Raw genomic sequence first — 16,486 nt, 5'->3', positions numbered from 1 at the left:
CTGGCCGTGGTCGGAGTCGTGGGACCATCCCCGCTCGCGCGGGGGTGGTCCGCAACAGCAGCCGTAGCCACTCCGGCCACTCCTCGCGAGTGACCGCCTGTCGGACGGGCACCGCCAGGCGGCCGCATTTGCGTTGGAGTTGGTGCAATGCGAACGCAGGTCACCCCGTTGCCCTGTCGTCATCTGACTTGCGCGAGGTCGTTCAGCGCCGCGACGACGACGTTCCACGCGATGAGCGCGATGTCGGCGTCGGGTGCGTGGCCCTGAGTGAACTGCTTTTTCGGGTGTACGAGGTTGCGGTGGTCGCGAAGGACGTTGGTGTACTCGAAGAGGTCTTGGGCGAACCAGCCCCTTGCCTTGGCCAGGAGGAGCAGGCGTTCGAGGTTGTCGTCCGGCCTGGGGCCGGAGGTGTGGGTGCTCTGGGCGAGGTTGTAGAGCACACCCTCCAACACGCTGCCGAGCATGATGATCGATGCCAGGTGCGCTCCGGACTGCCGGCAGATCTGCGCCTCGTCCAAGCGACTCTGCAGTTGTGCTCCGAACTGGGTGTCGCTGACGATGTCGCCGATCTCCGCCTCGAGCCGGATCGGGGTGGCCAGTGTCGGCCGGTCCAGAGAAGGCGTGTGTGCGACCAGAATCGGCTTGGTGCCCTGATAGGTCACCCTGAGACCTTCGACCGCGAGGACCGAGTTCAGCTTATCGACGACCTCGGCGCGGGTGTCGTTCTCGTCCAGGTATTCCCTCGGGTCGGCGAGTCGCAGCAGCACATGCCGCAGCGCATCCGAATCATGCTTGTTGCGGATCAGCTTGTCCAGCACCCACGCGCGGCGGCCGCCGTCGACCGGGCCGACCCGGCGCCACTGTGACGCTTCGAAAAAGCGAACCAGTTCTGGACCGGTGCGGTAGTGGCTGGTGCTGTCGTCGCCGCAGATGAGGCTTGCGACTCGTCCCAGCACGGCGTTGTCAAGTTGGACCCGAAGGTCCTCTTCCGGTCGAGCGGTCACTGGTCGGCTCCTTCGTGGTGCACGATCACGGGTTTCCAGGTCGATGCCGCTGCAGCGCTGGGGTCGGTCGGATGGATTCCCCGCGCCTGCAGGCGCTGCCACAGCGGTTCCAGTTCGCGTTCGGGGTCGAACTCGAACTCGCTTTCGCGGACGCGGTGAACGTCCCACCCCATCCGCCGCAACTCGCGATCACGTTGGGCGTCTGACAGTCCTTGCTCCGGGCTGGTGTGCCAGCGGTGCCCGTCGCACTCCACTGCCAGTCGCCCTCCCGCTCCGACGACGACCAGGTCGAGGGAGCGTGAGTCGACAGGATGTTGGGGGACGACGTGGTAGCCGCGCGTCTTGATCTCACGGAACACGGCCTGCTCGAACAATGACTCGAATGGCGAAGTCGGTTTAGTGGTACTCACGTCCTCCAACCGAGGGGAGTGGCCATAGGTGGACGGGGGGTTCAGCATGTACCCCAGCAGGGAGGCGCGGAGGTCGTCGGACTTGAGTTGGTCGAGCCCCACGGAGGTGAAAAGCCACATCTGGTCCCGCGCCCGGCTCGCGGCGACGTTGAACGCCTGCATCGCCCACGTGGCGTAGAACCCGCGTGGTGGCTCCGCCACGACCATCGACAACATCATCACGTCCCGCTCGTCACCCTGGAACTCCGTCGCCGTACCCACCCGGATCTTGCGCTTGCTCCGTTCCTCCGGTGCTATAGCCGCGGCTATCTCGTGATCGAGCAGTTTGACCTGGCCATAGCCTTGGAGCACCACCACGCCGAAGGTCTTGCCCGCATAGCGGCGGTCGGCCAGGCAGTCGAGCAGACTTTGGACGATCCGCTTGGCCTCCAGAGGGTTGCGGCGCTTGCTGTCTGTGCCTTCGGTATAGGCGCCAGCCACGCGCACGACCTTCAACGGATCGAGGTCATCGGCCTTGCGCTCACGCAGTGGGATGAGGCCGGGTAGTCCCTGCTCGCCGTAGAACTGGGCCGAGGACCAGCCGATGATCTCGGGCATGCTGCGGAAGTGCTCCCGCAATCGCACGACCGCATCCTTGCCCGACCGGGAGGACAACAGTCCGTAGAGGTCGGTCTTGGGAGTGAAGTTCATCCTGAGTTCGGGGCCGATCTCACTGAGGTGTTGGTCCAGGCGGGCGAACAAGGGGTCGAGGCGGCCCAAACGCGCGTCTCCTGGGGTGCACTGCTTGTCGTCGCCGACCACGACCACCCTGGGTGCCATCCACAACAGGAACAACTGCTCCATTCCCGACTGGCTGGCCTCGTCGACGATCACGACATCGAAGGCATTGCGGTGTGCGGCGATGTTCTCCAACAGGGTCGGCAGGGGCACGACCCATGCGGGCACGGCATCCCGTGCCTTTTCCATCGCCGCCCGTGCTGCGACGCGGAGTTCCGGAACCTTCGACCCGGTGCCAGCGCCGATATCCCGCATGTACTTCGCGTAGCTGCGCAAAGCCTGGACATGAGTGTCGCTCATGCGATCCAGGCATGCCGTCAAGGCCCGTGCGGTGGCGATCTTCTCTGTCAACCGGTTGATGCGGTCGTCCAGTTCGTCGAACTCGACTACCAGTCTGCGCTCTTGTTCGACGGTGCGGTGCCGGGTGACGTACTGCTGGGCCTTCGACCAGGCCCACGCCGCTGGCAGGTTGGGCAGGCGTTGTTCCCACGCTTGGTCGGCAGCGGTGCGGGCGAGGAGATCGGCCAGCGCCGGATGCACCGTACGCAGCGTTCGGCTCAGCTTGTCCAGCCGGAGCAACGAATCACGCTGGGCCCGAGCGGCGTCTACTGCCTCCAGTCCCTTGCGGTAGCCATCCAGGTCCCGCCGGCCGACGGTCTCCGCGAGCAGCGCGAGTTCAGGACACGCTCCGGGCGTCGAGGCCAAGGTTCGTACGCGTTCGAGGAGCCGTTCGACTTGACTGCGTGCCAATGCGAGATCCACATGCCGCTGTGCGGAGGGGAGGGCGTCGAGTACGGCGACGAAGCCGCCCAAGCTTCGGTGGTCGACCGCCCACACCCGCCCCTCCAGGACAGCTGCGAGTCTCGTATGCCAGGAGCCCACTTCCTCGACCGCCGTCAGCAGTCGGTCGTTGTCGGCCAATTCCGACAGCGTGGCGGTCAGCCGTTTCGCCGACACCGACACGCCGACGTCGAGCCATTTCGCGACGAGTTCCGCAGCATTCACCTCGGCTTCGATCCGCTCAAGAGCCACATCGAGGTGCTCCACGGTCGATGGCGGAAGTCCGTTCACCTGCACGGCGCCGAGCAACGGACCGGCGGCGCGCTGAGCTTTGCCAGCGGGCAGGTGTCGCCGCAGCTTCCTCCCGCTTGCCAGATAGGCGCGCAACGCCCGGCCGGCTTCCAAGAGGCCACGCGCACGGCCGTGACCGAGTTCGTCGAGCGGGGGAAGGTCCACCGTGTAGCGGACGCCTTGCGCCTCAAGGGCGGACGCGAGCCTCGCGGCCTCACCGTTGATCGCCCGCACATGGTTCCATAGTGCGACGTGGTCGCCGGCGAGCAGGTTCCCCGCCGCTCGCATCACCCACTCGGACACCCCCCTCCCATCGGGAGGGTAGAGCCGCGCCGCGTGCAGGGCCTTCGTCGCGCCGCCCCGGAGATCTACCAGGGCCGCGAGTGATTCCTGTGGCAGAGTGGCCAGTTGCCTGGCGAGTTCACCTGTGTCCTCGTCCGCAGTGGCACGAGCGCGCCTTTCCGAGTCGAGGATGTTCTCCAGAGCGGCTGCCGTCGGTAGGTCATCGGGCGTGGGGATGAGCTGCTGGGCACGGCCCTCGGGCAGCTTCGGAGCCATCCTCGACAGCTCAAGCAGATCGAGCAGGTCCCGCAGCCCCAACGGGGGCGTATCCGGCAACGCCGGATCGACCGCAGGTATCCAGTCGCTCGACGGCGCGGCCAGTCTCACGTCGCGGACGATCTCGGTGAGGGTTCCCCGGTAGATGTCGTCGCGGTAGCCGCGCACGACCGCCGGGTGCTTCGTGTTCTCGGCATCACGGAGCCGCCCGATCTGCTCGTTGAGCAGCGCGGAACGCGAACGCAGTTCGTGCCGCTCCGTCTCCATTCGGGCCATCCGGACACGGATCGACTCCGTGTCGGCTCGCGCGACTTCGTCGGACAGCGACTTGAGGCTGCGCTCCAGTTCCTTGGCGGAGTCGCGGCTACCACCGGCCAGGAGTACGCACAACGACCGGAGGCCCGTCGGGATCTTCTCGCGCAGGACGCGTAGCGCCTGCTCCCTCTGGCTGGTCACCAGTACCCGCAGACCTCGTGCGAGCAGCGCGGACACGAGGTTCGCGATCGTGTGCGTCTTGCCGGTGCCGGGCGGCCCCTGCACCACCACGCCGAGTTCGCGACGGAGCAACTGAAGCACCCGCTTCTGCTCCTCATTGGCCGGCAACGGGAACAGCGGATCGTCGCCCAAGAGATCACCCTGCACGGCACCTTGCTCGCCGAGCCATCGACGACGCTGCTCGGGCTCGGTATCCATGACAAGTTGGGCAAGAGCCACCGGAACCGTTGCATCCGGCCGGCGCAGCTCCGCGGCGATGCGTCGATAGGTGTCCGCGAGAGCCGCCTTGCTTCGCGGTCGCAGCAACAGGGCCGGGGACGCGCTGATCGTCGGGCCACTGGGCAGCGCCTCGCCGGTAGCAGGCCCGCGGGTCATTTTCCGGACCGGAGCGTCCAACGTGAGGCTCAACCAGCCGTGGACGTCGTCGAACAGTCGATCGTCAAGCGGCGACCCACCCTGGTCGATGATCTCCTGCCGCTGCGCACGTCCCCGTTCCGGTCGGTACGCCTCCTGCTCCTCGAGCAGTTCGCGATCCTCGAAGTGACGCTTGGTCCTGGCGAGCAAGACCTTCACGACCGCGCTGTCGGGGTCGAGGGTCGGGACGACCTGTTCGGTGAGCAGGTGGCGCCGAAGCTTCTCGCCGTTGGGTGTTTGCCAGCAGACCAGGGCGGAAGCCAGGACGAACTCGTACTCGTCGTCTCGTTGCTCGATCGCTTTCGCTGCTCTCTCCAACTGCTCGTAAAGCGTTCTCCGAGCAGCGGAGCGTCGCTCGGTTTCGGACCACCGTCGCCAGGAAGCCAGCCACAAATCGAAGGCCGCCTCCACCACCGCCGGCGGGGCTCCCCCGGATGCGGGGTCCCCGGCGGAGTTGGCCACCAGTCTTGGCTCAGGCCCGGAGAAGTGGCGCGGTCCGGCCGGGGTCACCCAGGCCGCGAGTTCGTCAGGCAGGGAAGGTTCAGGCGTGCTGCGAGGGGGTGCGACGGCGAAGAGCACACCGTCACGTGGGTCGCGCCTGATCTTCACGTCTTCGGGTAGTTCTGCCAACCAGACAATCGGATCCGGTGCGTCGACGGCACCGGAGAGTATGTCCAACACCGGGGTGCGACGAGCTGCGTCGGTGACCTCGGCGAGAAAGTCCATCAGGTTGGTAACCCGGCGCAATGCCGACTGCGCCACCGCGTCGCCCATGTCTGCCTTCCCTAGTCTGAAGCAACAGGCCAGGGTGCCGATGTCGCCGCGGATGTGCAAGTAGCTACATCCGGTGACACGATTTATGCGGCTTCGTTCAGTTTGTTCCGCAAAAATACGGAAAGGGTCGAGGCCGATTCCATGGATCGCCTGCGGCTTAGAATGGAACGTGAAAGGGGTCGCTATGAGTCGAGTGCGCGTCCGGGGGTACCGCAGACAGGACGGCACATGGGTGCGCGGCCACACTCGGTCCAAGCCCGCCGGGTTTGCGTCATCGCCTACTCCGGCCGTGGTCATCGGGCTGTTGCTGGTTGGCGGATTCCTCGTTTGGATGCTGGTCGACGCTGCGCCGACGCCCACGCAGGCCACCTCGCCCGCTCAGCATGCCGGCCTCTACCTCACCTTGGAGAAGACCTCGGATGCCAGTTCATGCGCCTCGGATGCATACGGTGCGGTGAGAGAACATCTCTCGCGGCACCCGTGCGAGTCGATGACACGAGTCCTCTTCACCGCCGATGATCGAGTTGGCCACCTGGCACTCGTGGCCGTGTCGACGGTGCGTATGGCGGACAAGTCATCGATGGAGGAACTGAAGGTGCTCGTGGACCGGCAGGGCACCGGGAATGTTCGTGAATTATCCCGTGACGACCCCCGTTTCGCGTCGATTCCGTTCACGGGAAAACACTATCGATCCTCCCCGAGAGGAAATGCAGTAGCCATTTCGCAGGCCGAGCCACTGTCCGGGAATCCCAGTGTCGAGATGCTGGGGCGCGCTGCAGAGGCCGGCATTGCCGCGACATCGGGATAGCTGCGTGGCGTGCGAACCTGGTCGGATACCGGATCCACGTGCGGATAGGTTGAGTCGGCGGCGAGGCGGGCCTGGGGTGTTGCGCCAGCGGGTGACCGAAGCGATGGCGGCGTTCAAGCCCGGTCTGAGGACAGGGGCGCCGGCCGAGAACGAGTTCTCCAGATCCGCGCGATCGGAGTGACGATGCCCGGTAATGTTCCCCGCCTCGCGTGCGATGTGTCATGCGCGACGGGAGGGGGCGGGATGAACGGGGTTCTGGGGGATCACCCGAGGAACAACAAAGCCGACTACAGGTTGGCTGCTCGGCCGCTGGGAGAAGGCGGTCAAGCGCGCGTGTACCACGCGACACACAAGGCGACCGGCGTCCAGGTGGCGATGAAACGCCTGACCTCGTGGGGCGTCGAGGCGGTGGCAAGGATGAACAGGGAGATCGACTTCGGGTTAAGGTTCCCCGACCACGACCACATCATGCCGGTGCTCGACCACGGCCGGATCCGCGACTGGTTCGTCATGCCCTTGGCGCAGGGCAACGCCGAGGACTCCAGATCCACGTTCGCAACCGACGAAGGGCTTCGCGCGCTCGTCCTGGCTGTGTGTGCGGCATTGGAGACCGCGCACGAGGTGGGCTGGCTCCATCGTGACCTGAAGCCTGCAAACCTGTTGCTGGTCGACGGGTGCTGGACCGTCGCCGATTGGGGCTTGGGCAGGCGTCCGCGCGGTGAAACCACGTTCACCGGCCGGACCACGACGAACGAGCCGTTCGGCACCTTCGGGTTTGCGGCGCCGGAGCAGGCGGTCGACGCGCACGAGGCCACTGCCAGCGCCGACCTCTACAGCCTGGGGCAGATCATCGGCTGGGCGCGGACCGGCAGCGAGCCTCGGATCAACGCTCCGCTCATACCGCAGGACGAGCCGTGGCGATCAATCGTCGTTGTCGCGACTCGGAAGGACCCCGCCGCACGGCCGCAGAACGTGCGCGAGTTCCGAGAGTTGATCACCGCGGGAGGCATTGACTGATGGACTCGGTGGGCGGGCGCTATGCCCTGGTGCAACAACCGGCTCGGCAGGGAGGGTTCGCTGCCGTCTACAAGGCGTTCGACCCTCACGACAGCACGATGGTCGCGATCAAGCTGGTCGAACGGAGCGTCAACGAGAAGCGTGAACTGGCCATCACCAGGGAACTGGAAAGCCTGCGCAAGCTCAGCCACCCCAACATCGTCCGCCTGAAAGACGCCGGCATCGATGAGGAACGGAACTCGCACTTCTTGATCCTCGACTGGGTGGAGGACTCGCTCGACAGCATCCTGGCGGCCAAAGGACCCTACGAGTGGGACGAGCTCGCGGACTCGATCGCCGTGCCGCTGGCGCATGCGTTGCGTCACGCCCACCTCAAAGGAGTTGAGCATCGCGACATCAAGCCGAGCAACGTTCTCGTCACGGAGGCAGGGGTGCCGCTGCTGGCCGACTTCGGCATCGCGAAGGTCGCGCAGGGGACCCCGAGCGACCACACGCTCATCGCCTCTCATTCCGGGGCCTACACGCCACCGGAACGAGACGGAGCCGTCAAGTACGTGCGTGACGTGTACTCGATGGGCGTCTTGTTGATCCGGTCGCTCCACCAGGAGCCCCTGCGTGGCTTCGCGGACATCGCGCCAGCGCTGCAAGTGGTCAACGTGCCGCCGGACGTCCGCAAGCTTCTCTCCCGATGCATCGATCCCGATAGCGCGCAGCGTCCCGCCAACGGCGCGATCTTCGCGGACGAGTTGACCAACGTCCTGCGCGGCCGGGCTGTCCTTCCCGTCGCGAACCGGAGCACCTTGTGGCTCGCGCTCACCAACGCCGCGAGACAGCACCTCCTGGAGCACCCGCACGAGCCAGGTTCCAGCGCGGAAGCCGTCGTCCAGCACGACCTCAGCGACGATGTCCACGCGGAGTACCGGTACGACGCGACCAAGCGCGCCGCTGATCGCTCGACTGTCTACGTCACCGGCAACCAGTGGAAGTTCACGTTGAAGCTGGACCGGCTACCCACGTTGGTGGTCACCGGCGCCCGGCCGCTCGAGTACGAGCAACTCGAACGATTCCGCAAGCACGCCCTGAACATCGCGGATTTCGCATCGTTTACGTATGCGGAGCCGCGCAACCGCCAACAGGCCGTGCATGGAAGCGACGATCTGTTGCGCGCACTCGACGATCACGATGAGCAGAAGGACCTCCAGCGGCACGGCGACCTCGCGGCCGGCTATGACGGTCTCGACATCCTGGGCGAGTGGAACAAGGTCCTCCAAGCCCGCGAAGACCTAGCCCGCGGATCACAGTTGACGATCAACTACACCGACCGCGTCATGCGCGGCCGCGAGGTCGACCTCAACCTGCGCGAGCCGGTCGAGGAAGATCTCATCGGCACCGACTGGGAGATCGTCAACGAATCGCGGCGAACCCTCGTGTACGGCCAGATCATCAGTCAGGACGACGGCAGCCTCACGTTGCGCGGAAAGAGACCAATCACCGGGCTTCCCCGCTCGGGCATGGTGCGGCCCTACCTGGGGCCCGCAACAAAGGCACTGCAACGCCAGCGCGACGCGGTCTCCGCCTTCCGGGACGGTACCGCGGCACGGCCGGACCTGCGGGACAAGATTCAGAACCCTGCCTTGGTCGACCCTCCCGCCCCACGCGAGGTCAAGGAGTGGAGCAAGAACCTCGACAGGAGCAAGCAAGCGGCCGTCGAATCCGCGCTCGGACTCGCCGACGTGCTCCTGGTGGAGGGACCTCCCGGCACTGGCAAGACCGACCTCATCGCGGAGATCGTGTTGCAGGCGCTGAAGGATCGGCCGAACGCACGCATCCTTATCGTCAGCCAGACTCACGTCGCGGTCGACAACGCACTGGCGCGACTGGAGCAGGCCGGCGTCTCCGGAATCGTCCGCCTCGGCCACCCGGATGATCCGAGAGTGGACGCCTCGGTCCGGCACCTCTTGCTGGACCAGCGGATGGCCAAGTGGTCGGAAGGCATCCGACGCAGCGCTCAGCGACACCTCGAGAAGCTGGCCAACCGGAAGGGCGTGGATGTTCGGCATCTGCGTGCAGCATTGGCGCTGCGGCAACTGTCGGAGGTCATCAAGGATCGAGAGAAGGTCGAAAGTGAGATCGACCGCCGCGCCCGGGGCGTGGGCACCACCACCGAACTCGCGACGACTCTGGAGATCGTCGAGGACGACAGCCACCTACAGGAACGTATGGACGACCTCGCGACAAGGCATGAACAGCTTTACAACGAGGCCCTCGCGCACATCGCAGGCGATCTGACACTGCCGCCGGACTTCTCCGCAGACGAGGCTCTCGGGGCGGCGGACGCAGTACTCGGCACGTCGACTTCCGCCCGACGACTCCTCGGCCTGGTCGAGTTGCAAGCCGAGTGGTTGCAGCGGACGAAGTCCGATCACCGCCTCGCTGAGGCATTCCTGGGCACGGCCAAGGTTGTCGCCGGCACTTGTGTCGGGTTCGTCGGACAGGGTGCTGCCCGCGAACTGGAGATCGATCTCTGCATCCTGGACGAGGCGTCGAAGGCCACCGCGACCGAGGCCCTGGTGCCCCTGTCGCGGTCACGTCGGGCGATCTTGGTCGGGGACATCAACCAACTCCCTCCGCAGGAAGAAGAACTCCTGCGGTCGAGAGAGATTCTGGATGAGCACGACATCGACCAAGAACTGATCCAGGAGACGTTGTTCAAGTGGTTCTCCGACCGTCTGCCAGATCACTCGAAGTTCAAGCTGCTCGACCAGTACCGCATGATCGCGCCGATCGGGAACCTGGTGTCCACCTGTTTTTACAACGGGGAGCTGAACTCTCCGCGCAGCGATGGACTGCCCGGCTACGACGTGCTTGGCAAACCAGTCCGGTGGATGGATACCTCCCTGCTCGGTGAAACGCGCCGGGAGACCCCAGGGCCCGGCGGGATCAGCTACGCCAACCGGACGGAGGTGAAGATCGTATTCGACCGGTTGGTCATCCTGGAAAAGGCCATCGCCAAAGGCGTCGTCCGCACTCCTGAGCCTGATGGCAAGCTCGACGTGCTGCTCATCGCCCCGTACCGGCGCCAGATGGCGGAGATGAAGCGGCGACTCAGCTCTGCGACCTTCAAGCGTTTGCACGTCGACGTCCTGTCCGTGGACGCCGTACAGGGCAGGCAGTGCGATGTCGCCATCTTTTCCGTGACCCGCAGCAACTCCAAGCTCAGACTGGGCTTCCTCGGCCCCGAACACTGGCGGCGCATCAACGTCGCTGTATCGCGCGCGCGATACGGGCTGACCATCGTCGGTGACGCCGAGTTCTGCCGTTCTGCCGACGGTGCGTTGCGGGAAGTACTGCGCTACATCGAGAAGCATCCGGAAGACTGCGAGGTGGTGGAGGGTGCCTAGCCCGGAAGAGTTGCTCACGAAGCGGTTCAGCGGTGACCGCCCAGGGCTCGTCCTGCTCGGCATCGAGAAGGCGGCCGTCCCGGTCACCATCATCTCGACGGATGTGCTGGCGCAGGAGGTGAAACAGCTTCCTCTGCTCGACGAATTCGTGCTGCGGCTGCTTCACTCTGGCGTTGGCGACTCGGTGGCCATGGCCGATTTCCTCGGTCTCGACAGGGAACTCGTCGATGCGGCGGTCGCCGACCAGTACCGAGAAGGCGCAGTGGCCTTCGGCCATGGCCCTGGCGACCTGACGCTGACTGCCCGCGGCATGCAGTTGGCTGTGGAGCACCAGTCGGTACGGCCGATCCAGAAGACCTTCAAGGTCGTCTTCGACCGGCTCACCTGGTCGGTCGCAGCCTATGAGAGCAGGGAACTGATCAACAAGGCGGCGGCTGTCGCAGACGGTCGTCTCCTGTTGCCCGGTCGACGGACCACGCGCATCAAGCGGGACGATGTCAGCCCGGCGGCCGTGAACTCGATCTTGCGGTCGCCCGGTCGTGGCGCGACGATCGACGTGCTGGATGTCATCGACGTTAGCCCCTCGACCTACAAGTACATGCCGGTCGACGTCTTGGTATACGGAGATCAGGAGAGCGGAGACGTGGAGACTTCGGTCGTCGTCGACGGTGACCAGAGTGAGAAGCACGACTCCGCACTGAGCAAGCTCGGGGGGACGGAGAAGCTCGGCTTCCGCGTTGAGCAGGCGAGATCTCGCCCAGTGCTGCCTCCGCACCTCGAAGCGGAACGTGTGTACCCGGCGCAGGGCGGGCCGCTGGCGGATAGTGCGCCACGCGTGTGCGGAATCGGGCTCCTCGACCATCCGCTGGTGCTGGCGACAGCGCTGCAGAACGCTGCCACCCGCTTGCTGATCGCGACTGACCGTGCTGTCTGCTCCGTCGTGGACGCGAACTTCCTCAGCAGGCTAGAACAACGTCTGCGCACCCGTGCCCAGGTCACATTGATCGTGCCCGAGTGCGACCAGGCGACCGAAGAGGCGCTTGGCCGACTGGCTCAGCGTGGCCGGAACAGGCTGACGTTGCACCGGTCGGAGGGGAAGTGGCGGAACCTGCTGGTGTACGACGGCTACTGGGTTGCGTCCGACTTCCCATGGCTGTCCTATCGAGGTGCAAGCAGGCCGTTCCGCGACTATGAGGGGACCATCGTGGCGATGCCCGGTGACGTGGACCAGGTGTACGAGACCGTCTTGTCCCAGTTCGAGGGTGGTGGCTCCGCTCAGAGACGCTGACTCTGTTGCGAACGCGGCCGGACCATCCCCGCTCGCGCGGGGAAGACGGGCCGGTCGCCGGAAAGGCTGCCAGCGTCGCAGGACCATCCCCGCTCGCGCGGGGAAGACACTTCTTGACCAGGGAGTTTACAGCGTGTCGGACGCTATTTGATTCGGCTTGCCGTCGTCTCGTATTGGGCAGGTCGGCCCGGTCAGGTGCATCGTCCCGCGTCCGTCGGGCACGGGGTCGGGAGTGGCCCTGAGCACCGGGGCGAGCCGTTCGAACTGGGTCGTCTTGCCGGCGCCGGGCTCGCCCGGCAGCGCCCGTCCACCCGATACCGCGACCTGGTCAGGCCGAACCCAACCGGCGTCTTCGTGCCCGGCTCGGCGAGCAACCGTCTGGGTCCACGTCGAACGGCAGGTGCTGGCCGGAACTGTCGCCACGAAGCCTCGGTCACCGGTCGGCATTGGCGTGAAATTCGACAGGATCGACCACGATCACCTCATCGCCGGTAGTGCGGGCGCCGCTACACCACACGACCGGCCGCGGAGCCTAGATCCGCCAGTCCGGCCAACGTCTTGCCGGACTGGCCGCACCGATCAACCCGGACTGCTCGACACGAGGCTCGGCGTCAGCCGATGACCGGCGGCGTTGTCACTCGATCGAGTGCAGACTTCCGGTCTCCTGCTGGAGGAAGAGTTCGGCCGGTTCCACGGCGAGTGCGTCGGCGAGGACGAAGACGCGGTCGAGGCTGGGGGAGTGGCGGCCGTTCTCGATGCGGTTGATCGTCTTGCGGTCGAATCCGGTGGCTTCGGCCAGCTGTTCCTGGGTCCAGTCGCGGTTGGTGCGCAGTGCCGCGATGCGGTGGCCGAATTGCGTGCGCCGTTCCGCGAGGTGCGGATGCACGGGCGACGCTGGCACGGGGGCAACGTTGGTACTTCACGCCGCGCGAGTCCGTACCAACAGTGGTACAAAATCGGTCGCGGAACCCCGCAAGGCCGGTATCGCTGCTGGTCAGGGCCGGGTTCCGCGATGCTGTCGTGCTGTTGCCGATCCACCCGTGGAGGCGATGAGTGACCAGTGATCCCGAGACCGTCAAAGCCGCCCGCCTGTTGCTGACCCGGTTGGGTGTGACCCCGCAGGACCTGATGCGACCACCGGTGGACCTGCCGACGTTCGCGGCCTACGTGCCCACCGTGGTCGCCGCGTCCGGGCCGGGGGCGGTGCGGACCTACGGCACCTACTGGACGCGGATCGTGGAGACCTTCGGCGACCGCCGCCTGGACGAGCCCACTCCGTCGGAGATCGAGAGGTTGATGCGCCGCCTGGTCGCGACGCGCACGATCCGCCGCAACGACTGCGGCGGCCACTCCGTGGCCGAGCACCTGGTCTCGGCGATGCGCGCGGTCTACACCCGCGCGATCAACGACAAACTCGTCCCGAAGGACTTCAACCCCGCCGGCGAGGTCCGCAAACCCCGCCGCCGACCCACCGCCCGCCGCGCCCTCGGGCCCGCTGAGGTCGCCGCGCTCGCCGACGCGATCACCACCGGAGGCCACGACACCCCGCTGGACACCCTGCTGTTCCGGCTGCACCTGGAGACCGCCTGCCGCCGCGGCGGCGCCCTCGCGCTGTGCGAGGACGACATCGAGCCGACCACGTGCCTGGTGCGGTTGCGGGAGAAGAACGACACCGTCCGCTGGCAACCCGTCAGCCCCACCCTCGTCCAGGCCCTGCTCGACCACCGCCGCCACCGCGGCAACGACAAACCCACCCCCGAACCCCTGCTGCGCCACCGCGACGGCAACCCGATCAACCGCCGCCGCTACGACCGCCTCTGGCAGCGTGTCGGCCGCCAACTGGACTGGGTCGCCGCCCGCAACGTCTCCACCCACTGGCTGCGCCACACCACACTCACCTGGGTCGACCGCCACTACGGCCCCTCGATCGCCCACGGCTACGCAGGACACACCGCGCCGCGCGGCGACGACGTCACCGCCGTCTACACCAAACCCACCCTCGCCGACTATGCCACCGCCCTGGCCGCCTACACCCGCGAACCGCACCCACTCGCCACCACACCACCACCCGCGGGTGGCCTGCCCGTGTTCCCGCTTCTGAACCCGGCCCGCCCGTGAACGAACGCCTCACCCCACTGTTCACGCCACCCGTCGAGCGTCCGGTCGGCCCGCTCGCTGAGATCGTCACCCCACGACGGACCGACCACGGGCTGGATCCAGGTCTGGTCGTCGCATCCGTGGCCATCGACCACTCCGGACGCGTACCCGCAGCCCGACTGCTCAACGCGCTGGGCTGGCATGTCGGTCAGGGCACACGGGCACAGCTGCGCGGCGACGTGATCGTCATCGAACCCGACCCCGAGAGTCCACACAGGATCGACCACCGCCGGCAGGTCTTCGTCCCAGCCGGGTTGCGATCACTGGTCGGCATCCCCACCGGCGACCTGCTGCTGATCACCGCATCACCGGCCACCGGCGCACTGCTCGTCCACCCGGGCCGCGTCCTGCGCCGCATCGTGTCCGACCACCTGACATCCGCATCGGACCACACCGGGAATTGCACACGGCCGGCCAGCTGAGTTCCCCCTCAGGCCGAAGGCGTCGTCTCCGCGAGTTCCACCTGCCATGACGCGGCGGTAGGCGAGAGCGCGGCTCCGACACCTGTCAGAAGACCGGGACCCGACGTGTCCACGCGTGGAGCGGCCCACGATCACCGAGCTGCTCCACGCTTCACGTCGCCAGAGGGCATTGGTCGACCAGTACCTGATCCTTGCTTCTGAGAGCAGTCGCCTGGCCCGGCACCGAGGTCAACCGCGATTCCACCCAGTCGCGAAGAAACGTCGATGCGGTCGACCGGCAACGCTCGTGGACCTGAGGTGCTGCGTGCCGGGGGCATGCTGAGAACTATTATGTCAGTGCTAACCGAAATTGAGCCGTCCGGTCAGTAGCTGCTCACGACAAGGCGTTCGGCGTAGCCGTCAGGCGGATGGACCACCGCCTCGTTGCCGGTGCCGGTGCCGGTGAAGCCAATGTCGAACACGTTCGCATGGTGCTGCCCGGGTGCGGGAACGAGCGAGCTGGGCTCGCGCGCGCACTGGCCTGGTATCAGGCGGACACCCAGTCAATGCTGACCACGAATGCGCAGCTGTTGGTCTGGGCACACGTGGGAGATGCAGGCTCCGTCGTCTCCGCGATGCCACGGGAAGCGGTGCAGCGGTCTGGCCCAGCCGCCTGTCCACGCTGTCGAATGTCGCCTCACGTGACGGCTTGAACACACAACCACGGGCCGGACGAAGGTCGAGTTCACCAGGTGAGCGAGCTCTCGGGGAAGAGCCGAAGGCGCAAGCGGCACGATGTCGGAAAAGGCGAGCCGGCACTGGCGGCGCGTGCGATGCTGACTGGGTGTGACCGCTATGGTTCTGTGCGACGGACGTGCGGCGGCGGCGGGTATGCGGGAGGTGAGGTCGGGTGGCTACGGCAGATCAAGTCAAGGCGCTGGTCAAGAGTCATGCTGAAGGCGACGACACCCGCTTCTACTCTGTTGCCCTCCAGGTTGCCGCCGGTGCCGCGCGCAACGGGCACGGGCGCTTCGCACAGGAACTCAAGACCCTGATCGACTCACTGCGCCAACGGTCGGCCTCTCCCGCTGTGCAGGGCAGGCTCGTGGCGGTCGCCCAGCCACGTGGTGAACTCGCCCAACTGCTCAGCGTGAGCTACCCGCAGGTGGCGCTGGTCGACATGTCGCTGAGTCCCGATGTGATGCATCGGCTCGAACGCGTCATCCTTGAACAGCGTCAGGCGGAGCGGCTGCGTTCGCGAGGATTCCTGCCCGTGCGGCGTCTGCTGCTGACCGGGGCACCGGGAACAGGCAAGACCATGTCGGCCCAGGCCCTGGCAGGTGAGCTGCGGCTGCCGCTGTTCGTGATCCGTCTGGACGGGCTGATCACGAAATTCATGGGCGAGACGGCCGCGAAACTCCGCATGGTCTTCGATGCCCTCATCGAGACCCGCGGCGTCTACCTGTTCGACGAAGTCGACGCGCTGGCCGGGGAACGCACGCACGGCAACGACGTCGGCGAAATACGAAGAGTGCTCAACTCCTTCCTCCAGTTTCTCGAGACGCACTCGTCCGACAGCCTGCTGGTCGCGGCGACCAACCATCCACAACTACTCGATCGGGCGATCTTCCGTCGCTTCGACACCGTGATCGAGTACCCTCTTCCCGACTCCGCAGTGGCGCGCCAGGTGATCAAAAATCGACTGGTGACGGTGGAAGTGGCCCGGTTGAACTGGACGAAGATCGACCAAGCCGCCGAAGGGCTGAGTCAGGGGGAGATCACCGTGGCCGCCGAACTCGCCGCCAAGGACGCGATCCTGACCGACAGCGGACCGGTCACCACGGCCGCCTTGTGCCGGGCTCTCCAGGCGCGTAAGGCGGATCACATCGGCTGAACTACGGTTGGGGGCGC

Annotated in this window: 10 protein-coding genes; 7 read left to right on the top strand and 3 right to left on the bottom strand. The window is 66.2% G+C overall.

The window, feature by feature from the left end; genetic code table 11:
- Nucleotides 1-179: 179 nt before the first annotated feature.
- Both AC0HI0_RS18985 and AC0HI0_RS18980 read right to left on the bottom strand, forming a co-directional pair.
- Nucleotides 180-1,004 (bottom strand): hypothetical protein, encoded by an 825-nt coding sequence (locus AC0HI0_RS18985; RefSeq protein ID WP_480933698.1) that lies wholly within the window; start codon nucleotides 1,002-1,004, stop codon nucleotides 180-182.
- Nucleotides 1,001-5,503: an AAA domain-containing protein gene (locus tag AC0HI0_RS18980; protein ID WP_480933697.1), complete on the bottom strand. Its 4,503-nt coding sequence runs from the start codon at nucleotides 5,501-5,503 to the stop codon at nucleotides 1,001-1,003. The genes AC0HI0_RS18985 and AC0HI0_RS18980 overlap by 4 nt, the downstream gene beginning before the upstream one ends.
- 289 nt (nucleotides 5,504-5,792) lie before the next feature.
- Between AC0HI0_RS18980 and AC0HI0_RS18975 the strand changes: the two genes are divergently transcribed.
- The 4 genes from AC0HI0_RS18975 to AC0HI0_RS18960 all read left to right on the top strand — a co-directional run bounded on the left by AC0HI0_RS18975 (nucleotide 5,793) and on the right by AC0HI0_RS18960 (nucleotide 12,017).
- Entirely contained in the window at nucleotides 5,793-6,311 is a 519-nt protein-coding gene (locus tag AC0HI0_RS18975) for a hypothetical protein (protein ID WP_480933696.1), read from the top strand.
- 243 nt (nucleotides 6,312-6,554) lie between these two features.
- Nucleotides 6,555-7,328, top strand: a complete 774-nt coding sequence (locus AC0HI0_RS18970; protein WP_480933695.1) for a protein kinase domain-containing protein — start codon at nucleotides 6,555-6,557, stop codon at nucleotides 7,326-7,328.
- On the top strand, nucleotides 7,328-10,729 hold the full coding sequence (locus tag AC0HI0_RS18965; protein WP_480933694.1) for an AAA domain-containing protein: 3,402 nt from the start codon (nucleotides 7,328-7,330) through the stop codon (nucleotides 10,727-10,729). Before AC0HI0_RS18970 ends, AC0HI0_RS18965 begins: the two co-directional genes overlap by 1 nt.
- Entirely contained in the window at nucleotides 10,722-12,017 is a 1,296-nt protein-coding gene (locus AC0HI0_RS18960) for a hypothetical protein (protein ID WP_480933693.1), read from the top strand. The genes AC0HI0_RS18965 and AC0HI0_RS18960 overlap by 8 nt, the downstream gene beginning before the upstream one ends.
- A 634-nt stretch (nucleotides 12,018-12,651) precedes the next feature.
- On the opposite strand, the gene AC0HI0_RS18955 is transcribed toward AC0HI0_RS18960, so the two are convergent.
- Nucleotides 12,652-12,918 carry a helix-turn-helix domain-containing protein gene (locus AC0HI0_RS18955; protein WP_480933692.1) on the bottom strand — a complete coding sequence of 89 codons (267 nt, stop codon included), beginning with the start codon at nucleotides 12,916-12,918 and terminating at the stop codon, nucleotides 12,652-12,654.
- A gap of 152 nt (nucleotides 12,919-13,070) precedes the next feature.
- Between AC0HI0_RS18955 and AC0HI0_RS18950 the strand changes: the two genes are divergently transcribed.
- The 3 genes from AC0HI0_RS18950 (at nucleotide 13,071) to AC0HI0_RS18940 (ending at nucleotide 16,469) form a co-directional block, all read left to right on the top strand.
- On the top strand, nucleotides 13,071-14,135 hold the full coding sequence (locus tag AC0HI0_RS18950; RefSeq protein ID WP_480933691.1) for a tyrosine-type recombinase/integrase: 1,065 nt from the start codon (nucleotides 13,071-13,073) through the stop codon (nucleotides 14,133-14,135).
- Complete coding sequence (locus tag AC0HI0_RS18945; RefSeq protein ID WP_480933690.1) at nucleotides 14,132-14,596, top strand: hypothetical protein; 465 nt, start codon at nucleotides 14,132-14,134, stop codon at nucleotides 14,594-14,596. Before AC0HI0_RS18950 ends, AC0HI0_RS18945 begins: the two co-directional genes overlap by 4 nt.
- Nucleotides 14,597-15,485: 889 nt before the next feature.
- Entirely contained in the window at nucleotides 15,486-16,469 is a 984-nt protein-coding gene (locus AC0HI0_RS18940) for an AAA family ATPase (protein ID WP_480933689.1), read from the top strand.
- Nucleotides 16,470-16,486: the final 17 nt, after the last annotated feature.

Source organism: Saccharothrix sp. NBAS 001 (genome assembly GCF_056640475.1).
The sequence above is the reverse complement of the archived record's forward strand: the minus strand, read 5'-3'. Positions and strand labels throughout refer to the sequence as shown.